25 protein-coding genes are annotated in these 22,250 nt (G+C 53.3%); 4 read left to right on the forward strand and 21 right to left on the reverse strand.

Annotated elements, in window-relative coordinates; all coding sequences use genetic code 11:
- Positions 1-38: 38 nt before the first annotated feature.
- From rpsR to rpsF, 3 genes are read right to left on the reverse strand one after another with little or no spacing between them, the layout of a single operon-like run.
- Positions 39-266 (reverse strand): 30S ribosomal protein S18, encoded by a 228-nt coding sequence (gene rpsR, locus RT120_RS15235; protein ID WP_000135199.1) that lies wholly within the window; start codon positions 264-266, stop codon positions 39-41.
- A gap of 4 nt (positions 267-270) precedes the next feature.
- Complete coding sequence (priB, locus tag RT120_RS15240) at positions 271-585, reverse strand: primosomal replication protein N (RefSeq protein WP_125294181.1); 315 nt, start codon at positions 583-585, stop codon at positions 271-273.
- A gap of 5 nt (positions 586-590) precedes the next feature.
- Positions 591-986, reverse strand: a complete 396-nt coding sequence (rpsF, locus tag RT120_RS15245; RefSeq protein WP_044181355.1) for a 30S ribosomal protein S6 — start codon at positions 984-986, stop codon at positions 591-593.
- A gap of 356 nt (positions 987-1,342) precedes the next feature.
- Here rpsF and RT120_RS15250 point away from each other — a divergent pair, with 356 nt between their 5' ends.
- Positions 1,343-1,573: a hypothetical protein gene (locus RT120_RS15250; RefSeq protein ID WP_312983851.1), complete on the forward strand. Its 231-nt coding sequence runs from the start codon at positions 1,343-1,345 to the stop codon at positions 1,571-1,573.
- A gap of 109 nt (positions 1,574-1,682) precedes the next feature.
- Here RT120_RS15250 and yjfP read toward each other — a convergent pair whose 3' ends face one another.
- Entirely contained in the window at positions 1,683-2,435 is a 753-nt protein-coding gene (gene yjfP / locus RT120_RS15255) for an esterase (RefSeq protein WP_312983853.1), read from the reverse strand.
- Between the two features lie 213 nt (positions 2,436-2,648).
- On the opposite strand from yjfP, the gene bsmA reads away from it, so the two are divergent.
- The 3 genes from bsmA to RT120_RS15270 all read left to right on the forward strand — a co-directional run bounded on the left by bsmA (position 2,649) and on the right by RT120_RS15270 (position 5,470).
- Positions 2,649-2,963, forward strand: coding sequence for a biofilm peroxide resistance protein BsmA (gene bsmA / locus RT120_RS15260; RefSeq protein ID WP_312983855.1), 315 nt, complete (start codon positions 2,649-2,651; stop codon positions 2,961-2,963).
- Between the two features lie 152 nt (positions 2,964-3,115).
- A complete protein-coding gene (locus RT120_RS15265; protein ID WP_312983857.1) occupies positions 3,116-3,391 on the forward strand; it encodes a DUF1471 domain-containing protein in 276 nt (91 codons plus the stop codon).
- Between the two features lie 144 nt (positions 3,392-3,535).
- On the forward strand, positions 3,536-5,470 hold the full coding sequence (locus tag RT120_RS15270) for a Cache 3/Cache 2 fusion domain-containing protein (protein WP_312983859.1): 1,935 nt from the start codon (positions 3,536-3,538) through the stop codon (positions 5,468-5,470).
- Here RT120_RS15270 and RT120_RS15275 read toward each other — a convergent pair.
- The 17 genes from RT120_RS15275 to hfq form a co-directional block, all read right to left on the reverse strand.
- Positions 5,467-7,101 (reverse strand): isovaleryl-CoA dehydrogenase, encoded by a 1,635-nt coding sequence (locus RT120_RS15275; protein ID WP_312983861.1) that lies wholly within the window; start codon positions 7,099-7,101, stop codon positions 5,467-5,469. The two genes, RT120_RS15270 and RT120_RS15275, sit on opposite strands and share 4 nt — an antisense overlap.
- Before the next feature lie 191 nt (positions 7,102-7,292).
- Positions 7,293-8,456, reverse strand: a complete 1,164-nt coding sequence (locus RT120_RS15280; protein WP_312983909.1) for a glutathionylspermidine synthase family protein — start codon at positions 8,454-8,456, stop codon at positions 7,293-7,295.
- Between the two features lies 1 nt (position 8,457).
- Positions 8,458-9,036 carry a DUF1190 domain-containing protein gene (locus tag RT120_RS15285; protein ID WP_312983863.1) on the reverse strand — a complete coding sequence of 193 codons (579 nt, stop codon included), beginning with the start codon at positions 9,034-9,036 and terminating at the stop codon, positions 8,458-8,460.
- Between the two features lie 9 nt (positions 9,037-9,045).
- A complete protein-coding gene (locus RT120_RS15290) occupies positions 9,046-9,444 on the reverse strand; it encodes a DUF350 domain-containing protein (protein WP_312983865.1) in 399 nt (132 codons plus the stop codon).
- A gap of 4 nt (positions 9,445-9,448) precedes the next feature.
- Positions 9,449-10,117 carry a DUF2491 family protein gene (locus RT120_RS15295; RefSeq protein WP_409515057.1) on the reverse strand — a complete coding sequence of 223 codons (669 nt, stop codon included), beginning with the start codon at positions 10,115-10,117 and terminating at the stop codon, positions 9,449-9,451.
- A complete protein-coding gene (locus RT120_RS15300; protein ID WP_312983867.1) occupies positions 10,114-11,190 on the reverse strand; it encodes a potassium channel family protein in 1,077 nt (358 codons plus the stop codon). Before RT120_RS15300 ends, RT120_RS15295 begins: the two co-directional genes overlap by 4 nt.
- Positions 11,190-11,888: a PspA/IM30 family protein gene (locus RT120_RS15305; RefSeq protein WP_312983869.1), complete on the reverse strand. Its 699-nt coding sequence runs from the start codon at positions 11,886-11,888 to the stop codon at positions 11,190-11,192. Before RT120_RS15305 ends, RT120_RS15300 begins: the two co-directional genes overlap by 1 nt.
- A gap of 38 nt (positions 11,889-11,926) precedes the next feature.
- On the reverse strand, positions 11,927-12,322 hold the full coding sequence (locus RT120_RS15310) for a DUF2170 family protein (RefSeq protein ID WP_312983871.1): 396 nt from the start codon (positions 12,320-12,322) through the stop codon (positions 11,927-11,929).
- A gap of 129 nt (positions 12,323-12,451) precedes the next feature.
- Positions 12,452-13,183, reverse strand: coding sequence for a 23S rRNA (guanosine(2251)-2'-O)-methyltransferase RlmB (rlmB, locus tag RT120_RS15315; RefSeq protein WP_144131202.1), 732 nt, complete (start codon positions 13,181-13,183; stop codon positions 12,452-12,454).
- An 83-nt stretch (positions 13,184-13,266) separates the two neighbouring features.
- Positions 13,267-15,711, reverse strand: coding sequence for a ribonuclease R (rnr, locus tag RT120_RS15320; protein WP_312983874.1), 2,445 nt, complete (start codon positions 15,709-15,711; stop codon positions 13,267-13,269).
- 110 nt (positions 15,712-15,821) lie between these two features.
- On the reverse strand, positions 15,822-16,247 hold the full coding sequence (nsrR, locus tag RT120_RS15325) for a nitric oxide-sensing transcriptional repressor NsrR (protein ID WP_312983876.1): 426 nt from the start codon (positions 16,245-16,247) through the stop codon (positions 15,822-15,824).
- Positions 16,248-16,448: 201 nt separating this feature from the next.
- Positions 16,449-17,747, reverse strand: coding sequence for an adenylosuccinate synthase (locus RT120_RS15330; RefSeq protein WP_002434131.1), 1,299 nt, complete (start codon positions 17,745-17,747; stop codon positions 16,449-16,451).
- A 102-nt stretch (positions 17,748-17,849) separates the two neighbouring features.
- Positions 17,850-18,047, reverse strand: a complete 198-nt coding sequence (locus RT120_RS15335) for a DUF2065 domain-containing protein (protein WP_125294172.1) — start codon at positions 18,045-18,047, stop codon at positions 17,850-17,852.
- A 63-nt stretch (positions 18,048-18,110) separates the two neighbouring features.
- Positions 18,111-19,115 carry a protease modulator HflC gene (gene hflC, locus RT120_RS15340; RefSeq protein ID WP_312983878.1) on the reverse strand — a complete coding sequence of 335 codons (1,005 nt, stop codon included), beginning with the start codon at positions 19,113-19,115 and terminating at the stop codon, positions 18,111-18,113.
- A 2-nt stretch (positions 19,116-19,117) separates the two neighbouring features.
- Positions 19,118-20,368: an FtsH protease activity modulator HflK gene (hflK, locus tag RT120_RS15345; RefSeq protein WP_312983880.1), complete on the reverse strand. Its 1,251-nt coding sequence runs from the start codon at positions 20,366-20,368 to the stop codon at positions 19,118-19,120.
- A 192-nt stretch (positions 20,369-20,560) separates the two neighbouring features.
- Complete coding sequence (gene hflX / locus RT120_RS15350; RefSeq protein WP_312983882.1) at positions 20,561-21,841, reverse strand: ribosome rescue GTPase HflX; 1,281 nt, start codon at positions 21,839-21,841, stop codon at positions 20,561-20,563.
- A 73-nt stretch (positions 21,842-21,914) separates the two neighbouring features.
- Complete coding sequence (gene hfq, locus RT120_RS15355; RefSeq protein WP_312983884.1) at positions 21,915-22,223, reverse strand: RNA chaperone Hfq; 309 nt, start codon at positions 22,221-22,223, stop codon at positions 21,915-21,917.
- Positions 22,224-22,250 lie beyond the last annotated feature (27 nt).

Here is a 22,250-nt window from a genome sequence, read left to right on the forward strand (position 1 = left end):
CTTATCCTCTTAAAGTCGTATTAATGGACCGTGCCCGATTACTGATGACGATCAGTGTACGGCAGCAGGGACAGGTAGCGAGCGCGTTTGATAGCGCGAGCCAGCTGACGCTGGTATTTTGCACGAGTACCGGTGATACGGCTTGGGACAATCTTACCGCTTTCGGTGATGTAGTTTTTCAGCGTAGCGATATCTTTATAGTCGATCTCTTGAACGCCTTCCGCGGTGAAACGGCAGAACTTGCGACGACGGAAATAACGTGCCATTTGGCTAGTCTCCAGAATCTATCAATTCAATCTGCTCGGCATGGAGCACCAGTTTTGTCAGCCCATTGCGCGCCTTGTGGCTGCTAATGAAACCTGAAACGGTGATCACCGTGCCGACCGTTATACTGTGAGTAATGGCCTGGTTCTGGTGTCCGCTAATAATTACGGGCATCTGGCACCACGCCTGCCGGTTAAAACCGGCTTCCTCCTGCACAGAACGATGCTCAAGCACCAGCTGGCAGTGAGGAATTCCTGATGGGCTGACCTTTCGAAGGGGCGCCCTGCACACGGTGCCGGACAACACCAAACGGTTGGCCATCAGAATTACTCTTCAGAATCCCCAGCATCAGCATCATCAGCGGTTTCGTTAGCGAAATCATCGCGACGCTCGCGGCGCTCGTCTTTCGCTTTAACCATCGGAGATGCTTCAGTCACGGCGTGTTTAGTACGCATAACCATGCTGCGAATAACGGCATCGTTGAAGCGGAAAGTAGTTTCCAGCTCATCGATCACTTCCTGCGGTGCTTCAACGTTCAGCAGAACGTAGTGAGCTTTGTGCAGTTTGTTGATCGGGTAAGCCAGCTGACGGCGGCCCCAGTCTTCCAGACGGTGGATCTTGCCTTCTGCACCAGTGATGGCAGCAGAGTAACGCTCGATCATACCCGGAACCTGTTCGCTCTGGTCAGGATGGACCATAAAAACGATTTCGTAATGACGCATCGAATTGCTCCTTACGGATTATTCAGCCTCCTGTCTGGGTCAGCCGCGGCCCATGGAGGCAAGGAACGTGATTAAAGGGCGGCTGAAAAATTGACGCGTCATTCTACTTGCGGGCCCCGTTAAACTCAAGGCTGATTGATAAATAATTACGCAGCGCGGTAGCACAAGGGGCAAAAAGCGGTTAACCGAATGAATTAAAATAGATTGCTATGGGTTGCTTAAAAAATTTGAGTAACTCCATCAGAAATGGTCACGTTTTAATCAGCAATAAGCCATTACACTTATTCTACACAGGCTGCTTACGACTAAGGAGTGACGATTTCGGTTTCATCGCGTGCTGTAGTGGAGCGCAGATCATGAAAAACAGTCTTATCGCCGTCTTCGCGGGACTCATACTGACCGCGAATGCCGCTGCCGCCATTAAAGTCGATCGCGACCTGGCGCAAAGTATGGATGATGTGCATAGCTTAGGCGTCGTCTACATTAATCATAATTCAGCCGATGATAGCAAAGCAGATCAGTCAGTTAACCAAGATTTTAGCGTGATATCCGCAACGGAAGACTCAATCCAGCTCGCCCGCCAGTAGAGTCGATTCACGCACCAACACCGATTTATCGTATATCCAACATCAGGGAACAACGATAATGCCACGACAACGTTACTGACGTTATTTTGCCCCCGTCCCGGGGGCTTTTTTATGCCAGGTGCCGGGTGAAAAACGCCACGGTCGCGTCCAGCGCAGTGGGCGTAATGCGGTGTTTGACGCCAGGCTCCCACTGACAGGTAAGCAATGCGTCGAGCTGCTTCGCCTGTAGCGCGCGTTGCAGGCGGAAAGATTCTTCTGCGGGCACCACGTCATCCTCTTCGCCGTGCCAGAGCAGCAGGGGCCGGTCCGCCAGTTTCACCAACTGGTTGGTGACGTCCCATTCCGCCAGCGGCGCGATAACCGCATCCAGTTGGCGCTGGCGTTCCGGCGTGAGTTCAAGTGACGGCGGGAAGAGCGCAGGCGCGAGCGTAGTGTAAAAACCCGATCCCATCAGGCTCGCCACGCATTTCACGTCTGGATGATGCGTCATGATGCCCAGCGCGGTCATGCCGCCCATCGAGGCCCCACCCACGCCGAGCCGCTGGTCGGCAATTAAGTTTTCCGCCACCAGCGCATCACGCAACCCGACGAATTCGGTCATATTCTGATGCAGGATTTGCCAGAAGCGCAGCATCCGCCCCTGGGCATCACCGTTAAACCGTGCGCCGTGCTCGGCGGCATCGGGCATGACTACCCGAAAACCCGCCTGCGCCAGGGCCACCGCAAAATAGCTGTACACTAATTTTGACGAGGTAAAACCGTGATAGAAAATCACCGTGGGTAGCGGCTGTGCCGTTTTTCCCGTCGGCGTGGCATGCACGGTTTCGATACCCGCGAATTGATGCATTTCCAGCTCAATCATCTCGTCCCCCTTTTTCGTTATTGGCAAGATATGACATGGCGCGGCCTGGGGCGCAAGTTTGTATGGCCGGCCTAATAAAAAAGCATGATGAGAACCCGGTTACGTTTTTACATCTTGATGCCCGAAAAAAAGCGGGTGAGCTAACAAAATGGGAACCTTCCCTGTAGGTTCAAAAACAGACGGCACTACACTCAATGGGTCAGGAAACGAGAGATGCGAATGCAAAGATTACTTCCGGTATTACTGGCGATGCTGCTTACCGCGTGCGGCTCTCTGCAAGGAACACCGCAACCGGCTCCTCCGGTCACGGACCAGCCGCAGGAGATCCAGCGCTCACAGACCCAGGGCCTGATTCGCATGGGGACGGTGAGCGTCATGGAGCGCGGCGCGCCCAGCGACAGCGAGAACGCCATCAAGGCCAAAGCGGTCGCCGCTGGAGCGGATTATTACCAGATTTTGCTGAACGATGAGACGGTGGTGCCGGGCCAGTGGTACTCCCAGGCAATTTTGTATAAGAAACCGCGTTAACTTATCGTTTTATTTAGCAAAATTTACATTGCTTTGCGTCGGCTGATTGTTTTCTGTGCACACTTAATCCCGGGCCGTTATGAATGGATGGGATAACACATCGCGAAGGAATGCCCTGTTACTCATCGGGGTAATGTGAAATGGAGCTGACTATGAAACGATCAATTGCCTTAACGTCTTTACTGCTGTCTGCCGGTCTGATCACCACCTCCGCGCAGTCGGCGGAAGATGTCAGTGCTGACCGGGTAACCGGTCTGAATGAGATTGGCGTGATTGCAGTCAACAGCGTTTCGGGAAGTCCCCAGGATGTTGAACGCGTCATTGCGATGAAAGCCGATGAACAGGGCGCTTCGTATTATCGCATCGTTCAGATGCAGGAAAATCCGCGAGCCGATAACTGGCAGGTTAAAGCCATTATCTATGCCTGAACAGAAGCAGGCCCGGCGGCCTGCTTTGCTTGTTGAATAACATTTGTAAAATCCAGACATAAATTTTTACATATATTGAGTAAATATTATCCCGCCGATGCCGTTTAACCGGGCAACTCAACTCGGTTGGTATAAGGGATAATTATGAAAACCATTTTCCAGCGCATCGGGCTGGGTACCAAACTCTCCCTGTTTGCGGGCATTTCGTTCGCCTGTCTGTTTCTGACATTTACCCTGATATTAAGCCATCAGGCCAGCCAACAGCTGGAGTCGCTGGCGCGGGAAGATTTAAAAAGCCAGAACAGCGGTGTCGTAGACATGGTGCAAATGTTCGACGCCACGCTGACCGAAGAGGTCAGCAACTATACCACTCTGCTAAATAGTTTTATTCCTCAGCCCATTACCCGCGATGCCGCGCAAATGCAGGCGCTAAATAGCCAGAGCGTTCCGCTGCTTAAGGGCGGCGAACTGTCGCTGCACGAGAACAATGCGTTAACTGATGATTTCCAGACGCGAACCGGCGCTATCGCGACGCTATTTGTGCGTAGCGGCGATGATTACGTGCGCGTGGCGACATCGTTGCGTAAAGAAGACGGCACCCGGGCGGTTGGCACCCAACTGGACCGCGCCAGCCCGGCCTGGCTGCCGATGAGTAAAGGTGAAATCTATCGCGGGCTAACACAGCTTTTCGGCAAGCGCTACATCACCCAATATCAGCCGGTAAAAGACGAGCAGGGCAACGTTATCGCCGTGCTGTTTGTGGGTGTGGATATTTCATCCTCCTGGCAACTGATGCGCGAAAAAATCCTCAGCCGCAAGCTGGGTGACAGCGGCCATTTTTACGTGATTAACCGCCAGCCGGGCGAGCTGTTTGGCCAATATCTGTTCCATCGCGATGCCGAAGGGCAAAAGCCGCGGTTGCCTGAAGATATCGGTCAGCATCTGCTGACCGATAGCGAAGGTGAACTGACCTGGCAGCGCGACACAGGTGACACCGCATTAATGACCTTCACCCATGTTCCGGGATGGGATTGGGTAGTCGTAGGTGAAGTAGACCGGGGCACCCTTCTCGCTCACATTGACCAACTCCGTAACCAATTTTTGCTGGCCGGTCTGGTCATCAGCTTGCTGTTCGCCATTCTGTTTGATTTCACCACTCGCCGTCTGCTTACCGCACCGCTGCGTAACGTGATTGGCCTTGCGCAGCAGTATGGCGCAGGCGACTTGCGTTCCAGCATCACCACGCGCCGTCAGGATGAGGTGGGTGAACTGTTCGCCGCCATCAACAGTATGGGCAACGGCTTGCAGCAGATCGTGACACAAGTGCGCGACGCCGCCGCCGACATTAGCTACGGCACCGATGAACTGGCGGCAGACAGCCACGATATCAGCGAGCAAATCAACAAGCAGGCCAGCAGCGTGGAAGAGACGTCCGCCAGCATGGAACAGCTGACGGCCACGGTAGAGCAGAATGCCGAAAACATGGTGCAGACCCAGAATTATATGCAGCAGGCGTCACACGCAGTGCATGTCGGCGGCGATACCGTTACGAATGCGGTGTCGACCATGAACGCCATCCGCGACGCCTCGCAGCGAATCGCCGATATCACCCATGTGATTGAGTCGATTGCCTTCCAGACCAATATTCTGGCGCTGAACGCCGCGGTGGAAGCCGCCCGCGCAGGCGAGCATGGTAAAGGGTTCGCGGTTGTGGCGCAGGAAGTGCGGGCGCTGGCGGCGCGTAGCGCCAACGCGGTAAAGGAAATCGATGCGTTAATTGAGGACACGCTGCATAAAGTTACCGAAGGGCACCAGCTTTCTGAGCGTACCCGACAGGCGATGGAGCAGATTATCCACCATATCGATCAGGTGAACTTACTGGTAACGCACAGCAGCCAGGCATCCCACGAGCAGTCGGCGGGGATACAGCAGGTTAATCTGGCGATGAACCATATCGGCGAAGCGACCCATATCAACGCCGAACGGGTATCGCGCAGCGAGCAAACGGCGCAAACGCTGCGCGATAAGGGCCACCATCTTAATACGCTGGTAAGCGTATTCCGCTTACGCAGCAGTTAACCGATGCCGCCCGTGGCGCGCAGCAGGACGTCGGAAAGGCATTTTTCCGCCACCTGGGCGTCGCCACGCGGGTCGAGCATCATCTGGCACCAGGATTCCGCCGTGGGCACCGAGGCGGTGCGTAACAGCTGCGCCCCGGTCGCCAGCCGATAAAGCTGACGGGTAATAGCGCGCCCGTCGGCCTCATTCGGTTTGCGTAACCGCTGGGCCAATTGTCGCCAGGCGCGGTCAAAATGTCGGTTCTGGCCTTTAACGTCGTCGAACTCGCTGCTCAGCATCTCCATTACGCCGGGCTGTTTCGCCAGCACCCGCAGCACATCCAGGCACATGATATTGCCGGAGCCCTCCCAAATGCTGTTGACCGGCATTTCACGATACAAACGCGGCAGCTCGCTCTCTTCGCAGTAGCCGATGCCGCCCAACACCTCCATCGCCTCCGCCACAAACGGAATCCCCGCTTTGCAGACGTTGAATTTTGCCGCAGGGGTCATCAGGCGGCAAAACGCCCGTTCCCGCTCATCCTCCTGCGCTTCCCAGGCGCGGGCCAGACGGAACAGCAGCGCGGTTTGCCCTTCCAGCTGTAGCGCCATACGTCCTAAAACCTGGCGCATCAGCGGCTGGTCGATCAGGTTCTTACCGAACGCCTGCCGTTGATGGGCGTGATATAACGCGACCGACAGCGCGCGGCGCATCAGGCCGTGGCTGCCCAGCGCGCAGTCGAAGCGGGTCAGCGCGCCCATTTTCAAAATCTGGCGCACGCCTTCGCCCTCATCGCCCAGCAGCCAGCCCAGCGCATCGCAGAATTCCGCTTCGCTGCTGGCGTTAGATCGGTTGCCCAGTTTGTCTTTCAGCCGCTCGAGACGTACCGCGTTACGCTGTCCGTCGGGTAAAAAACGTGGCACCAGGAAGCAGGACAACCCGCCTTTTGCCTGGGCCAGCACCAGATGCCCGTCACTTTGCGGCACCGAGTAAAACCATTTATGCCCCACCAGCCGATAGGCTTCGCCGGGGCCGGGGCTAGCCACAGGCTCCGCGCGGGTGGTATTAGTAAGAACGTCTGAACCGCCCTGCTTCTCGGTCATCCCCATGCCAATCAACAACCCGCGCTTTTGCCCGGCAGGCTGGAGATGAGCATCGTAGCGGTCGCTGAGCAGCGGTTTGGTCCAGTCGCTGAACGCCGAAGGCAGTGACTGAAGCAACAAAGGCGTGGCGGCAAAGGTCATGGTCACCGGGCAGAGCGTACCCGCCTCCACCTGGGCATGAAGAATAAAACGCGCGGCGCGGGCCACGAATGAACCGCGCCGCCGGTCTTCCTGCCACGGCAGATTGTGCACCCGGTTGGCGAAAAGCCCCTGCATCAGCAGATGCCACGCCGGATGAAAACGCACGTCGTCGAGCCGCTCGCCGCTGGCGTCATAGCGTAATAATTCAGGCGGGTTAGCGTTGGCCAGACGGCCCAGCTCAAGGGATTCGGCGGTGCCCAGTTGCTGGCCGATGCTGGCCAGCAGTTCTGCATCCCAGGCGGCGTCCTCACGCTGCACGGCTTCGCGTAGCGCGGTGTCGGATAAAAAGAGATTACTGTTGTTTAACGGGATGGGCTGGTTGAAAACGGTATGAGTTTGCCATTGCATCCTGTTTCCCTCCATAAATCGGCAACGCCTTTAGTATGGACGCCGGGAAAAGTTATGCAGGGAAAGGGATCACAAAGCGGGGCGGTGAAGCCACGGAACAAGAAAGTCGCGATCAATGGAAAAGACGGCAGCGCCGCTTTTCCATTGATGATTATCCCCAATGAGATTTATTTTATATGCTCGAGGTTAGTTCAACCCGCAATATAATGAGGAACAAAGCGAGAGGTATCTTTAGTAATTAACGTGTTATCTTCGCGTATGCCCATACCTACCGCTTCATCATCAACAACCCAACTACCGATAAGCGTATAGCTATCCCCGAAGCGCGGCAACGGCTGAAATGCCTGGAAAATAACCGGTTCATCCGCGTAATCTCCCTCCGCGCTATCAATCACGTTTTGCTGGCTGTCATATATCGTGATATTTCCACCTTCACGCGAAAATAGCGGTTTTTTCACATAGCTTTCCCCCGCTTTAATTAACGGTTTTTCATTATCGAACCAGGCAGGTAACAGATTTGGATGTTCGGGAAAATAACGCCACAACAGCGGCATTAAACCTTTATTGCTCAGGATGCTCTTCCATAATGGCTCAATCCACTGTTCTCGGCTTTTACGCAACAGCGGGCCATTTTCATCACGCATCATCCACTCCAGCGGGTAAAGTTTGAACGCCTGCTGAATCACATTGTCTTGTAAATCGGTCAGGCTGCCGCCAACGCCTAATCCAATATCTTCGATGTAAATAAAACGCGTCTCGAGCCCTGCCTGATGTGCGCAATCCTCAAGGTACAGAACCGTTCCCCGGTCTTCCTCAGTATCTTTACAGCAGCATAAATACAGCGGACCGCCGTTATTCAATTCCCCGAGGCGCGCGATCAGCTTGTCCTGAATGGCATTGTACTGATCGGCTTCACGCGGTATGAGACCTTGTTTACGCGCATCTTCCATCCATACCCATTGAAAGTAGGCGGACTCGTATAGCGAAGTCGGCGTATCGGCATTGTATTCCAGTAATTTAACCGGGCCTTTTCCCGTCCAGACAAAGTCCATACGCCCATATAAGGAAGGATCGTTATTGCGCCAGCTTTCAGCTATGGCATCCCAATAAAGCGGCGGAATAGCCAGCTGCTTCATGACGGATTCGCTTTTTAACGCCCGATCGACAACTTCAAGGCACATCTGATGCAATTCCGCCGTCGGCTTTTCAATCTGCTCTTCTATCTGCCGCAACGTGAAGCGATATGCACGGCTTTCATCCCAATAAATTTCGTTATCGATAATATGGAAATTAAAACCATGCTCCTGGGCAATGCGATCTAAATTTTGCCTTACCGGGACATTATGACGCAGCATATTAACCTCCCCAACTTCCACGGGCGCTGGAAGAATGACCAAAGCCGCCACGTGAAACGGTGGTTGTACTTTTTGACGCGGCCTTGCCGGAACCGGTTCGCCAGGTATATTCGCCGTGGTTGTTAGACCAGACAGGACGGGAAACATAGCCGCCGCCGCTGCTGACATAATAATTATCCCGGTTTTGGTGAACGGCATTAGCCAGCAAAAAACCCATCATTATTGGAGAGCAGTTACCGGAAACATTATCCAGATAACAATTATGATACGATTTTTCACATTCATCGCGCGTCAGGTTAGTTGGCACCTCTTTAGCGAAATTTGCTTTTGCATTGTTCCAGGCGTCATTACAAACCTGGGCGGAGTTCCCAGCGTTGATACACTCCAACGGCGAGGCATAGAATACCCCATCATCTGATTTTTCATCCTCGTCACAGCCATTAAGCGCAATTAATGCCACACCGCTCATAATTGCTAACGTTAATACCGCTGAGCTTTTTCTTCGCGGCAAATGCGTTAGCATGGCGGTGTCACCCGGCTGGCGTACCCTTCCTGATTTGTTATTTTTTTTGCGACTCATGATACTACCCTACCAGGTCATACAGGCTGCGTTAAATATCCCACCGGCTAATGCCGCAGTGCCCATAAATAACCCTGCTGCCAGGTTGCCATTAATGATTTTTTCGCTGAGTTTAGGCATGTACATTCTTACGCAGCCGTAAACAAGAAGCTGTACAATGAGGGCAACAAGCCCCCAGATTAAATAATCCGGCACGCTCACTGCATTTATCGCTGCGCTGGAAAGCGGTATCATGTATCCAAGGATCGAGCCACTAAAGGCCAGTGCTGCCGCAAGATTATCATTCTTAATTAATTGCCATTCATTATGCGGAGTAATTCTGGTATAGATAAATAAAAACATTGCGACCATACCTACGCCAATAAAAAAATATGTACAGAATGCTGATAACCCTATAAATACATTCATCGATTCAACCTATGACCTGCAGTCCACTGCGTGATATATCCACACCTAATGACCAGGAGATCAGCCATTCAGGTTCCTGTTGCTCGTTAAATGTCTCTTCGCCTGAAATAAGTAAATATTCAAAGCAATCGGCGTTAACGTTTCGTTGATAAAGCATACAGAAATTATTGAGCTCCCACGTTTCCCGGTCGCTATTCTCAACATTTTCCAGCAAATAAATCGGTTCTACCGCTTTATTTTCAAGCGGATTAAATACGCGTTGCCATGTTTTTCCTCCCCAGTTTAAATTGGGTTCCCCTATGGTTTTGGCGTCAATAGCATTATGCCAGGCTTCACGTGTCGAAATCCCTGCACTTTTTGAATAAACAAAAAACTTTATATCTTCGATACATGAATCATCTTTCCCCCCGGTGGTGTTTATTTGTAAAAATTCATCCCCGGAGGTGTAATAGCGATAAATATTACACCCAGCCCCCATATCAATAAAGCCGGTCGCCGCGATGGTATAATCTTCAGACGGAATTTCAATAAGATAGCTATCACCTAACAGACGAAAATCAACCGTATCGATTTCAAAACCTGCATTGAGGTGTAAGCCTAAAGGGCCCTTGTCGCAGGCAGTCATCGTGTCATTGTGGAATAAATGACGTACCCGGCTAAATAATGAAGTCATAATTCATCTCCTATAGTATGCCATTGCACTTCATCCGCAGTGATTCGTTGATTACCTATCAGGTGCAACCACATACCTCCACGTACGACAGTAGAAACAAGGGGATTCAATTCCATTCCCCGGCCATTTTTGCAATGGCTAATCCCCAGTACAGTGGCGTCATGATGCTGTTTCATATACCGCATTAGCCCCCCATAGCAAAATTCGCTGACGTGATCGGGGATCTCAAGAACATAGCCCGTATCACCCAACATAGGGTTCATAATCGAGGCGACAGATTGTGAAGAACCGGGATCCTGTACGGAACGTAATAACTGCTCGGCGGACAAGTTACGGACAACTTCAATTTGGTGGCAATGTTGTTCTAACAACCTGGCATAACGCTCATCTTCTAAATACGCCACAATGTGACCGGAATCGTTAACCTGCCCCGCGACAGACAGCGCAACCGTAAATGTCTGCTCGTCGGTCTGCGCAAAAATGATAACGCTATTGCAGTTCGCCAGGCCTATACGTTGCTGTTCATCGGGGGCATTGAAGTTACTGACGCTGGCGAAAAGCACCTGCGCATGCCCTTGCATTGGATGTTGCTGTAATAACGTCCCTGACTCGCAGATCAGAATTTGCGAAAACGTTTTGCTTTGGTCGTAAAGCAGTAAATTGATCATCTTTTCCGTCTGCTGTCCGCGCCAGCCAACAATGATTAAGTGATCGCGAAGGTGGTTAAAATTGGACAAGCCGCGAATTCCTTTTGTTAAGGCTTGCTGAGCAACCGCGATCATTTTTCCCATCAATGCGCCAAATAATGCAACGCTGACTGGAATATGCCAGAGGCCAGTAAACCAGCGCCCAGGCTGGCTTTGCGGGCTGAGATCGCCAAAACCCAGTGTTGAGCCCACTACCGAGCAGTAATAGATAAAATCGCCTAATTTGGCAGTGAGATGCGCTTCACCCGCTATGCGCAGCGCGATATAACAAATGCAGTAATGAATCGAGAATAAAATCAGTAGACCCGGCCAGGTTAATCTGGCCAGGTGAAGCTGGCAAAGCTGAATGATGCGAGAAACCAACATTAACCGTTACGCTGATTTTTCAGGCGAGCGAGAACATCCTGCGCATTACTTTTATTAACGCCGCCAATGCCTGCCTGCGATAACTTTTCATCCAGGTCGTGACCATTGGCTATTTTTTCCAGCGATTCCGCCGCTTCCAGTCTCGCCTGGCGCTCTGTTTGGCGCGCCTGTAGACGTTTAAGCGAGTCGGCCGCGGTCGCTACGCTGCTACTTGCCCCTACGGTAGAGGTCGTTACCGCTTGTTGAGCGCGTTGCATCGCTTCAGTCGCTTTTACCACTTCCAGTTGATGTTCGAACTGAGCAATACGTTGACTGGTCGCCGCGACGGCTTTTTCAATAGCATCCCGGGAATGCTCAAAGTTATGCAGCACGCTTTCTTCTGATGCGATTGCCGTTTCGAGGCGTGAAATTTCTTCAGCAACCTCAAGCAACAGGCTTTCATCGACTTGCTTCTGCATCGCTTCCACGGCCCGGGATTCCAGGGTCGCTTTACGCGCATTCAATTCATGCAGTTTGTCTTTGCTCAATTTAACGCGCGCCAGCAGATCAACGCGTGATTCACCGGCTTTATCAAGCTCAGCGCGCGCATCCCGAATGTGCTGCTCAAGTAAACGTATGCCCTGGGTTTCCTCTATCAGGGTTTCGGTATCGTTAACTAACGACTTCCCCAGACTGAATAGTTTTTTTAAAATACTCATCACATTCCCTCGTAAATAGATCGACGATGCCTTTCGTCTTATGATTCAGCAATAATTTCAGCGAGTTCTAACGCGTTTTCAGCCAGCGCTTCAATCTCAAGAACAATATCAGCAATAGAAGACGCGAGCGAAAGCGCCCCGAACGCTACGTAATACTCCTGATGATTTATAATAGAGATACCGACTGAGGAAAGGGGTAATAATTTTTGAATACGCAACAAACGATAATTTAATTTATTTGCGTCATGAATATTTTCGACGGGGCATATCACCGTTTCTATTAGCATTTGCTTTGATGTCATTGAAATATGAATAATGAGATCGCCGTGTTGCTTTAATGTTAGTATTAATATGTCTTGCATACGTGAAACAGAATAATTGCAATACCTCTCTTGCGTTAACTCCGTTTCCAGCGCGACGATTGTCCATGTCACTTATGAATCCTCCTGATATATTTTCGGAATAAATATATTTTTGCTATAATCCCCTTATTGGTTTTAAAGTATGCAATAAAAAGCAATTAAAAAAAAACCATCCCGGAGGATGGTTTCAATAATCGGAAATTAGCTGCGTTGTCTCACCGCTTCGAACAGGCAGATGCCCGTCGCAACGGAAACGTTTAATGACGATACGCTGCCCGCCATCGGAATGCTGATCAACTCGTCGCAGTGCTCGCGGGTCAAACGGCGCATGCCCTCGCCTTCCGCGCCCATCACCAGCGCCAGACGGCCGGTCATTTTGCTCTGGTAGACAGTGTGGTCCGCTTCGCCAGCGGTGCCGACAATCCAGACATTCTCTTCCTGAAGCAGACGCATAGTGCGCGCCAGGTTGGTGACGCGAATCAACGGCACGTTTTCCGCCGCGCCGCAGGCCACTTTTTTGGCGGTGGCGTTGAGCTGCGCGGAACGGTCTTTCGGTACGATAACCGCGTGCACGCCTGCCGCATCGGCGCTACGTAGACATGCGCCCAGATTATGGGGATCGGTCACGCCGTCGAGGATCAACAGGAACGGCGATTCAAACTGGGCCAGCAGATCCGGCAGATCGTTTTCCTGATACTGACGCCCCGGCTTGACCCGCGCGATAATCCCCTGATGGACCGCGCCATCGCTTTTTTCATCCAGGAACTGGCGGTTCGCCACCTGAATCACCACGCCCTGGGCTTCCAGCGCGTGCAGTAAAGGCAGCAACCGTTTATCTTCGCGGCCTTTCAGCACAAAGACTTCCTGAAAACGTTCAGGTGCACGTTCCAGCAAAGCCTGAACCGCATGGATGCCGTAAATCATTTCACTCATGAAAAGTACTCATTTGAGGCGATATCACGCCTGGTTTAATACGTTGCCGCTGGCCTTATCGCCACGATAAGGCCAGCCGGACGTTACGCGTCGTGCGTTTTCTTTTTCGCTGCCCGCTTCGCTTTGGTCGTCGCCGCGATTTTTTGGGTTTTCGTCGACGGTTTTTTCACTTTCTTATCGGCTTGCTCTGTTTTGGCTTTCGGCTTGCGCTTTTCGCCACGGAATTCGCTGTCCGGCTCGAAATTGGTTCTTTTACCCGCCTGACGACGCTTCCCGGAGGGCTTCGCTGCGCCGCCCTTACGCGCTTTCTCACGCGCCGTTTTACCGACGTTGCGCGGGCCGCGCTCGCTGGAGATCAGCGAGAAGTCGATCTTACGCTCGTCCATGTTGACCGCTTCGACTTTCACTTCCACGCGGTCGCCCAGGCGATAGGTTTGCCCACCGGATTCGCCGATCAAGCGCTGGCCTACCTGGTCGAAACGGTAATAGTCGTTGTCCAGTGAAGAAACGTGCACCAGCCCGTCGATAAACAGATCGTTGAGACGGACAAAGAAGCCGAAGCCGGTGACGCTGGCGATAACGCCCGCGAACGTCTGCCCTACCTGATCCTGCATAAAGTCGCACTTCAGCCAGTCCGAAACTTCTCGGGTGGCTTCATCGGCGCGACGTTCGGTCATGGAGCAGTGTTGGCCCAGTTGCAGCATCGCTTCCACGGAATAGTGCCAGCCGCCGGTCGGCGTACTGTTGCCGACGTGCCCTTCCTGCTTCGCCAGCAGATATTTAATGGCGCGGTGCAGCGACAGGTCCGGATAACGGCGGATCGGCGACGTGAAGTGCGCATAAGACTGAAGCGCCAGGCCAAAGTGACCGCGGTTTTCCGGATCATAGATGGCCTGTTTCATGGAGCGCAGCAGCATGGTTTGCAGCATTTCGTGGTCTGGACGATCGGCGATGGATTCCAGCAGTTCGGCGTAGTCGCGCGGCTCGGGTTTATCCCGGCCCGGCAGTTCCAGCCCAAGTTCAGCCAGTACCGAGCGGAACGAAGTGATCGCCTCGGTGCTCGGACGGTCATGAATACGGAACAGCGCCGGCTCCTGGTGTTTCTCAACGAAACGCGCCGCCGAGATGTTCGCCAGAATCATGCACTCTTCGATCAGTTTATGCGCGTCGTTACGCTGGGTTTGCTCGATGCGTTCGATGCGGCGCTCAGCATTAAAGATGAACTTCGCCTCTTCGCTTTCAAACGAGATACCGCCACGCTCGCTGCGGGCAACGTCCAGCGCTTTATACAGGTGATGCAGTTCTTCGATGTGCTTAACCAGCGGCTGATACTGCTCGCGCAGATCCTGGTCGCCCTGCAAAATATGCCATACCTTGGTGTAGGTCAGGCGCGCATGGGAGCGCATTACCGCTTCATAGAATTTGTAACCGGTCAGCTTGCCGCTGGCGGAGACGGTCATCTCGCACACCATACACAGGCGGTTGACCTGCGGGTTCAGCGAGCACAGACCGTTGGACAGGACTTCCGGCAGCATGGGAACCACCTGCGATGGGAAGTAGACTGAGGTGCCGCGATTGTGCGCTTCGGTATCCAGCGCGGTTTGCGGACGCACGTAATAGCTTACATCGGCAATCGCCACCCACAGGCGCCAGCCGCCGCCGCGTTTTTTCTCGCAGAATACCGCATCGTCAAAGTCGCGGGCGTCTTCGCCGTCGATAGTGACCAGCGGCAGATCGCGTAAATCCACGCGTCCGGCAATAGCCTCTTCCGGCACGTCTTCGGTTAATCCGGCGACCTCTTTCTCGACCGCTTTCGGCCAGACGTAGGGGATTTCATGGGTGCGCAGCGCCATATCGACGGCCATGCCGGTACCCATGTTATCGCCCAACACTTCAACAATTTTACCAATCGCTTTGGTGCGACGGGTCGGGCGCTGGGTCAGTTCCACCACCACCACGAAGCCCATGCGCGCGCCCATGATCTCTTCGGGCGGGATCAGGATATCAAAGCTTAAGCGGCTGTCGTCCGGCACCACAAAGCCGACGCCTGCGTCGGTAAAATAGCGCCCGACGATCTGGCCGGTTTTCGGTACCAGCACGCGGACGATACGCGCTTCGCGGCGTCCTTTACGGTCCGATCCCAGCGGCTGCGCCAGCACCTGATCGCCGTGAATGCAGGTTTTCATCTGTTCAGATGACAGATACAAATCGTCTTTGCGGCCTTCTACTCTCAGGAAACCGTAGCCATCGCGATGGCCGATTACGGTGCCTTTTACCAGGTCCAGACGCTCCGGCAAGGCGTAGCACTGGCGGCGGGTGAAGACCAGTTGCCCATCGCGCTCCATGGCGCGCAGGCGGCGGCGCAGGGCTTCCTGCTGTTCTTCGCCTTCAATATTCAGCTCGATCGCCAGTTCTTCCCGGCTCGCGGGCTTTTCGCGTTTGGTTAAGTGCTCGAGGATGAATTCCCGGCTCGGGATTGGATTGTTGTACTTCTCTGCTTCTCGTTCCTGAAAAGGATCTTGTGACATTTCGATTCCTCCGTTGTCATCTCTGGCGGAACGCCCCAACGGTTCAGTGTATAGCGCGTCACGCAGCGTTCGTTGATGCGTAAAGCGCGCTGAAACCCGTCAGGTAATAACTATTCCACCAGCAGTAATTTATACAGCGGCGTATTCTCTTCAACTAAGTCGGCAAGCGTGTAGTTATCAAGCTCAGTCAGAAAACTATTCACCGCTTTTGAAAGCGCCTGTTTTAAACGGCAGGCGGGGGTGATATGGCAAAACTCGCTGCTGCAGTTCACCAGCGAGAGGGGTTCCAGCTCGCGAACGACATCACCGATGCGAATTAAGGGTGCAGGTTTGCCTAAACGGATGCCGCCGTTTTTTCCACGTACAGCCATAACATAACCAGCGCGACTCAGTTGGTTGATAATTTTAACCATATGATTACGGGACACGCCATAAACCTCGGTCACTTCGGAAATACTCGTCATACGACCTTCCGGCAATGACGCCATATAAATCAAAGCACGTAATCCGTAATCGGTAAAACTCGTTAACTGCACATCAACCTCTGAATAAGGGGGGAAAGCGATTTGCCTGGGGCATATGTCTAAATATTTGGCGTTGCATGTGCCCTGGCGGATTATTTAGGGCATAGAGTGATGATAAACCAGCCAGCGTACAGGCGGCTAATTTATTTAAATAAGGTTGGGGAAAAAGCGGAAAAAACAAGAAAGGGGCGCTCAAAACGCCCCTTTTCATCATTATGCGTCGAACGGGTCGCGCAGAATCATGGTTTCTGTACGGTCAGGGCCGGTAGAAATAATGTCAATCGGCACGCCGGTCAGTTCTTCGATACGCTGAATGTAGTTCAGCGCCGCCTGCGGCAGACCGCTGCGCTCTTTCACGCCGAAGGTGGACTCAGACCAGCCCGGCATGGTTTCGTAAATCGGCTCGATACCTTCCCAGTCGTCAGCGGCCATCGGCGTGGTGGTCACTTCACGACCATCCGGCAGACGATAGGCAACGCAGATTTTCACTTCTTTTAGGCCGTCCAGTACGTCCAGCTTGGTCAGACAGAAGCCCGACAGGGAGTTGATCTGCACTGCGCGGCGCACCGCAACGGAGTCCAGCCAGCCGGTACGACGACGGCGGCCCGTGGTCGCGCCATATTCGTTGCCCTGCTTGCACAGGAACTCACCGATGTCGTCAAACAGTTCGGTCGGGAACGGACCCGCGCCCACGCGAGTGGAGTAGGCTTTGATGATGCCCAGCACATAGTCAACATAACGCGGACCGATACCGGAACCCGTCGCCACGCCGCCTGCGGTGGTGTTGGAAGAGGTTACGTACGGATAGGTGCCGTGGTCGATATCCAGCAGCGTACCCTGTGCGCCCTCGAACATGATGAAATCGCCGCGTTTACGCGCCTGATCCAGCAGATCGGAAACGTCCACCACCATGCTGGTCAGGATGTCGGCAATCGCCATCACATCGTCCAGCACTTTCTGGTAGTCAACCGCTTCAACTTTGTAGAAGTTAACCAGCTGGAAGTTATGGTATTCCAGCACTTCTTTCAGTTTCTCAGCAAAGGTGGCTTTGTCGAACAGGTCGCCAACGCGCAGGCCGCGACGCGCCACTTTATCTTCATAAGCCGGGCCGATACCACGACCGGTGGTGCCGATTGCTTTTGCGCCACGCGCTTTTTCGCGCGCCACGTCCAGTGCGACGTGATAATCCAGAATCAGCGGGCAAGCCTCAGAGAGCAGCAGACGCTCGCGAACTGGAATACCGCGGTCTTCCAGCTCTTTCATCTCTTTCATCAGCGCAGCCGGAGAGAGCACCACACCGTTACCGATGATGCTAGTGACATTCTCACGAAGAATACCTGAGGGAATAAGATGGAGGACGGTTTTTTCACCGTTGATTACGAGAGTATGGCCAGCATTGTGACCACCCTGGTAGCGCACAACATATTTAGCCCGTTCAGTCAGAAGATCGACAATCTTCCCTTTGCCTTCGTCACCCCATTGGGTGCCCAGTACGACGACGTTGTTACCCATTTTTCAAAATCACCGTTTGCTTAAAAATGGATTCTACCATCGGTTTTGTGGATGATCAGCCCTTTTTATATTCAAAATTCATCGAACTTGACCAAATAACGGTCAGCCAATCGTTTTCCTCAACATGTAGTAGATAACGCAGCCAGCGACCACTAGACCGCCGCCAAAGCGGCGTAAAATCGTTTCAGGTAATTGTGTCATACTTAACACCATCCGCCGCCAAAGACGCGGAAATAACATCGGCCCGAGGCCTTCCAGCACCAATACCAGTGCCAGCGCTAACCAAATCGTTGAATTCATTTTTCTCTGTCCAATAAAAAAAGAGCCGGTATTCACCGGCTCTTCATCAGGGATTCGCGTAGATTAGCGCGCGCTGTTGGATGGCGTCTTCATATAACGGAAGAAGTCGCTGTCCGGGCTCAGCACCATCACATCCTGATTGGAGTTGAAGCTGCTTTCATAAGCGCGCAGGCTACGGATAAACGCATAGAAATCCGGGTCCTGGCTGAACGCGTCGGCAAACAGTTTCGCCGCTTCAGCATCACCTTCACCACGCAGGATACGCGCCTGACGCTCAGATTCCGCCAGCGTTTTGGTCACTTCATAGTCGGCGGTCGCGCGCAATTTCTCCGCTTCTTCCTGGCCTTGCGAACGGTGACGACGCGCTACCGCCTCACGTTCTGCACGCATACGGTTGAAGATCGCTTCAGACACTTCGGTCGGCAGGTTGATCTGCTTGATACGCACATCCACCACTTCGATACCCAGCGCGGCCATACTGTTTGGGTTCACCACCGGCACTTTGCCGTTGGTTTCCGCCGCAACGCGCTCTGCCGCTTTGGCAATCGCATCATCCGCCGCCGGTGTCGTCACTTCATCTTCGGTGCCCGCAGAACCGGAGTTCAGCGCATCGCGCACTTCCAGAGTCAAACGACCACGGGAGTCGGTCACGATGTCTTTCACATCCAGACGCCCGATTTCCGAACGCAAACGGTCCGAGAACTTACGTTTCAGCAGCACTTCCGCCTGAGAAACGTCGCCGCCGCCTGTCGCCAGGTAGTAACGGCTGAAGTCGCTGATACGCCATTTGATATAGGAGTCGACGATCAGGTCTTTCTTCTCTTTGGTCACGAAACGATCCGCCTGGTTATCCATAGTCTGGATACGCGCATCAAGCGTCTTCACCGATTCGATAAACGGGATTTTGAAATGCAGGCCTGGCTCAAACACCACCGGCTTGTTTTCATCATCACGCAGGACCTTACCGAAACGCAGCGTAATTCCACGCTCACCTTCTTTCACCACGAATACCGAGGTGTAGAGCACCACCAGCACGATGATGATGACTGCAATCACTGACTTACGCATTGTTATTCACTCCCTTCGCGCTGGTAATCGTTACGCTGCGCATTCGCACGGCGCTGATCCATGATGTCGCCAGCGCTGGACGAGGCAGGCCGGTTAGCGCCGCTGTTGCTGGATGAGGAAGCAGGCGGCAGGCGCAGTAAGGAATCCGCGCCACTGCTATCGCTCTTTGATGCCGGGGCATTGTTGCCTTTCAGCATCTGATCCAGCGGCAGAACCATCAGGTTTCCGCCCTTATCGTTAACCAGTACTTTACGGGTATGGCTAAGGACTTTTTCCATGGTCTCGATATACAGACGTTCGCGGGTGATTTCCGGCGCGGCTTTATATTCCGGGAGAATTTTGGCAAAGCGCGCCACTTCACCCTGCGCTTCCAGAATGGTCTGGGTCTTATACGCACGGGCATCTTCGATGATGCGCTGGGCAGAACCGTTAGCGCGCGGCTGCACTTCGTTGGTGTAGGCTTCCGCCTCACGGATGTATTGCTGTTCGTTTTCACGCGCGGCAATCGCATCGTCAAACGCGGCTTTCACCTCTTCCGGCGGACGTGCGGCCTGGAAGTTGACGTCCAGCAGCGTGATACCCATGTTGTAAGGACGAATAGTCTCTTCCAGTTCGCGCTGGGTATCGCTACGGATCACCGTACGGCCTTCAGTGAGGATACGGTCCATGGTGTATTTGCCGATCACGCCGCGCAGGGCGCTGTCAGTGGCCTGACGCAGACTGTCGTCGGCGCTGGTCACGCTAAACAGATAACGCTCGGGATCGGTCACGCGGTACTGCACGTTCATCTCAACGCGCACCACGTTTTCATCAGAGGTCAGCATAACGCCGGACGCCGCGAGTTCACGCACCGATTCCACGTTAACAGGCTGGACGCTATCGATAAACGTTGGCTTCCAGTTCAGGCCAGGTTCAACCAGGTGACTGAATTTGCCAAAACGCGTTACCACGCCGCGCTCCGCTTCTTTGATAGTATAGAATCCGCTCGCAGCCCAAATGATCACCGCCGCCGCAGCGACAATCACCACCACACGGCCACCGATAGGGTTACGGGGGCCCTGGGTTGAACTTCCACCGCTTCTACCACCAAATCCACCGAGTTTTTTACTCAGTTTACGGAAGATATCATCCAGATCGGGCGGCCCCTGATCGCGACCGCCTTTATTTCCATTTCCCCCAGAGTCGCCGCCAGGCTTGCTGCTTCCCCACGGGTCGCGGTCCTGTCCGTTATTACCGGGCTGATTCCACGCCATGTTTGTGCTCCATATTTGTTATGCGGTGATATACCTGTCCTGCTCCGCACTGTCTCTTTATTGCTGTCTTCACGTTTCCCACGGCATCGCGCTTAATGCCGCCGGGAAGTTGTTCCGTTCGCGCTACGAGACAACCCAGACTATTTCAGGTACCCCCCAAAGGGGAAAGTTCTTCAGGCAACCTCAGACCGGTTAAACAACATAGTCAACCAGAGTCGGTTCTTGTTTACAGAGGCGGCGCCAGTCAACGATGGGCATACGTACTTCCAGCCCCACGCTACCGTCCTCCTCCATCCACTCTTTTTCTATCGCCTGAAGCTGGTAAAACCGGCTCCGCAGTCGCCCTGCCTCTGGAGGCAAACGCAACGTGTGCTGCGCTATCTCTCCCGACAAACGCTCCGTCAGAGCCTGGAAAAGCAGTGGTACGCCGTCACCGGTCTGGGCAGAAAGCCAAACCCGAATCGGCATATTTTCATCGTTTCTGTCGATACGCGGCTGAAACCCGTCCAGCGTATCGATTTTGTTCATCACCAGCAGGGTCGGGATCTCGTCAGCCTCGATCTCTTCGAGCACCGTGTTAACGGCGTCGATGTTCTCCTGCATACGGACATCCGCTGCGTCAACCACATGCAGCAGCAACGTGGCCTGACGCGTTTCCTGCAAGGTCGCTTTAAACGCGGCAACCAGATCATGGGGCAGATGGCGGATAAAGCCGACGGTATCCGCCAGCACGGTTTCACCGACATCGGCAACATCTATCCGGCGCAGCGTCGGGTCCAGCGTGGCAAACAGCTGATCCGCCGCGTAAACCTGCGCTTCGGTAATCTGGTTGAACAAGGTGGATTTACCGGCGTTGGTATAGCCCACCAGTGAGACGGTAGGAATATCCGCTTTGCTTCTCGATCGACGCCCTTGTTCGCGTTGTTTTTCGACTTTCTCAAGGCGTGAAAGAATTAACGTAATACGGTTACGCAGCAAACGGCGGTCAGTTTCCAACTGCGTTTCACCCGGCCCGCGCAAGCCTATCCCGCCTTTCTGACGTTCAAGGTGGGTCCAGCCGCGCACCAGACGCGTCGCCAGATGCCGTAATTGGGCGAGCTCAACCTGCAACTTCCCTTCATGGGTGCGTGCACGTTGGGCAAAAATGTCTAATATCAAGCCGGTGCGGTCGATTACGCGACACTCACACAGGCGCTCCAGGTTACGTTCCTGGGCGGGCGTTAATGCGTGATCAAATAAAACAACCGATGCGCCCGTCGCTTTAACGGCATCAGCTATTTCGACGGCCTTACCTTCACCTACAAAATACTTTGGGTGCGGGGCTTTACGGCTACCGGTAATCACCTGTAATGCTTCGACACCGGCGGAAGAGACCAGAGAATCAAACTCCTGGAGATCTTCCATATCTTTGTCTTGCGAAAAATAGATGTGTACCAGCACCGCCTGCTCACCGGCGTCATAACGGTCAAACAAGCGTATAACCTCTCAAAAAGACCAGCGGGGAACACAGCCAGACTGGTTCCCCGTCATGGAAACAGCCACCCGCTTATTCGGCGTCGTCGCTGTCTTGCTGTGGTGCAGATGAACCCTGCGCATTACTGTGATGGTAATTGCTACCTGTGCTGCCACCAGCGTTATTGCTGTGATGAGAAACCGGGCGAGACGGCACCACCGTAGAAATCGCGTGCTTATACACCATCTGGCTAACCGTGTTTTTCAACAAAATAACGAACTGATCGAAAGACTCAATCTGCCCTTGCAGCTTAATACCATTCACCAAATAAATAGAAACTGGAACACGTTCACGACGCAGTGCGTTCAAGAACGGATCTTGTAAAGATTGCCCCTTAGCCATTCTATCTTTTCCTTATATGCTTGTTTT

It is taken from the genome of Atlantibacter sp., from assembly GCF_032062175.1.
Lineage (GTDB): Bacteria > Pseudomonadota > Gammaproteobacteria > Enterobacterales > Enterobacteriaceae > Atlantibacter.

Bases quoted from the DNA above. Each gene is read 5' to 3' on its own strand.
- RT120_RS15270 (WP_312983859.1), top strand. From the start codon at position 3,536: ATGAAAACCATTTTCCAGCGCATCGGGCTGGGTACCAAACTCTCCCTG.
- hflK (WP_312983880.1), bottom strand. From the start codon at position 20,368: ATGGCGTGGAATCAGCCCGGTAATAACGGACAGGACCGCGACCCGTGG.
- rpsF (WP_044181355.1), bottom strand. From the start codon at position 986: ATGCGTCATTACGAAATCGTTTTTATGGTCCATCCTGACCAGAGCGAA.
- hflC (WP_312983878.1), bottom strand. From the start codon at position 19,115: ATGCGTAAGTCAGTGATTGCAGTCATCATCATCGTGCTGGTGGTGCTC.
- RT120_RS15335 (WP_125294172.1), bottom strand. From the start codon at position 18,047: ATGAATTCAACGATTTGGTTAGCGCTGGCACTGGTATTGGTGCTGGAA.
- RT120_RS15330 (WP_002434131.1), bottom strand. From the start codon at position 17,747: ATGGGTAACAACGTCGTCGTACTGGGCACCCAATGGGGTGACGAAGGC.
- RT120_RS15280 (WP_312983909.1), bottom strand. From the start codon at position 8,456: ATGCTGCGTCATAATGTCCCGGTAAGGCAAAATTTAGATCGCATTGCC.
- priB (WP_125294181.1), bottom strand. From the start codon at position 585: ATGGCCAACCGTTTGGTGTTGTCCGGCACCGTGTGCAGGGCGCCCCTT.
- RT120_RS15285 (WP_312983863.1), bottom strand. From the start codon at position 9,036: ATGAGTCGCAAAAAAAATAACAAATCAGGAAGGGTACGCCAGCCGGGT.
- RT120_RS15265 (WP_312983857.1), top strand. From the start codon at position 3,116: ATGAAACGATCAATTGCCTTAACGTCTTTACTGCTGTCTGCCGGTCTG.
- RT120_RS15300 (WP_312983867.1), bottom strand. From the start codon at position 11,190: ATGTTGGTTTCTCGCATCATTCAGCTTTGCCAGCTTCACCTGGCCAGA.
- rnr (WP_312983874.1), bottom strand. From the start codon at position 15,711: ATGTCACAAGATCCTTTTCAGGAACGAGAAGCAGAGAAGTACAACAAT.
- bsmA (WP_312983855.1), top strand. From the start codon at position 2,649: ATGCGAATGCAAAGATTACTTCCGGTATTACTGGCGATGCTGCTTACC.
- RT120_RS15305 (WP_312983869.1), bottom strand. From the start codon at position 11,888: ATGAGTATTTTAAAAAAACTATTCAGTCTGGGGAAGTCGTTAGTTAAC.
- RT120_RS15250 (WP_312983851.1), top strand. From the start codon at position 1,343: ATGAAAAACAGTCTTATCGCCGTCTTCGCGGGACTCATACTGACCGCG.
- hfq (WP_312983884.1), bottom strand. From the start codon at position 22,223: ATGGCTAAGGGGCAATCTTTACAAGATCCGTTCTTGAACGCACTGCGT.
- rpsR (WP_000135199.1), bottom strand. From the start codon at position 266: ATGGCACGTTATTTCCGTCGTCGCAAGTTCTGCCGTTTCACCGCGGAA.
- yjfP (WP_312983853.1), bottom strand. From the start codon at position 2,435: ATGATTGAGCTGGAAATGCATCAATTCGCGGGTATCGAAACCGTGCAT.
- RT120_RS15290 (WP_312983865.1), bottom strand. From the start codon at position 9,444: ATGAATGTATTTATAGGGTTATCAGCATTCTGTACATATTTTTTTATT.
- rlmB (WP_144131202.1), bottom strand. From the start codon at position 13,183: ATGAGTGAAATGATTTACGGCATCCATGCGGTTCAGGCTTTGCTGGAA.
- RT120_RS15275 (WP_312983861.1), bottom strand. From the start codon at position 7,101: ATGCAATGGCAAACTCATACCGTTTTCAACCAGCCCATCCCGTTAAAC.
- RT120_RS15295 (WP_409515057.1), bottom strand. From the start codon at position 10,117: ATGACTTCATTATTTAGCCGGGTACGTCATTTATTCCACAATGACACG.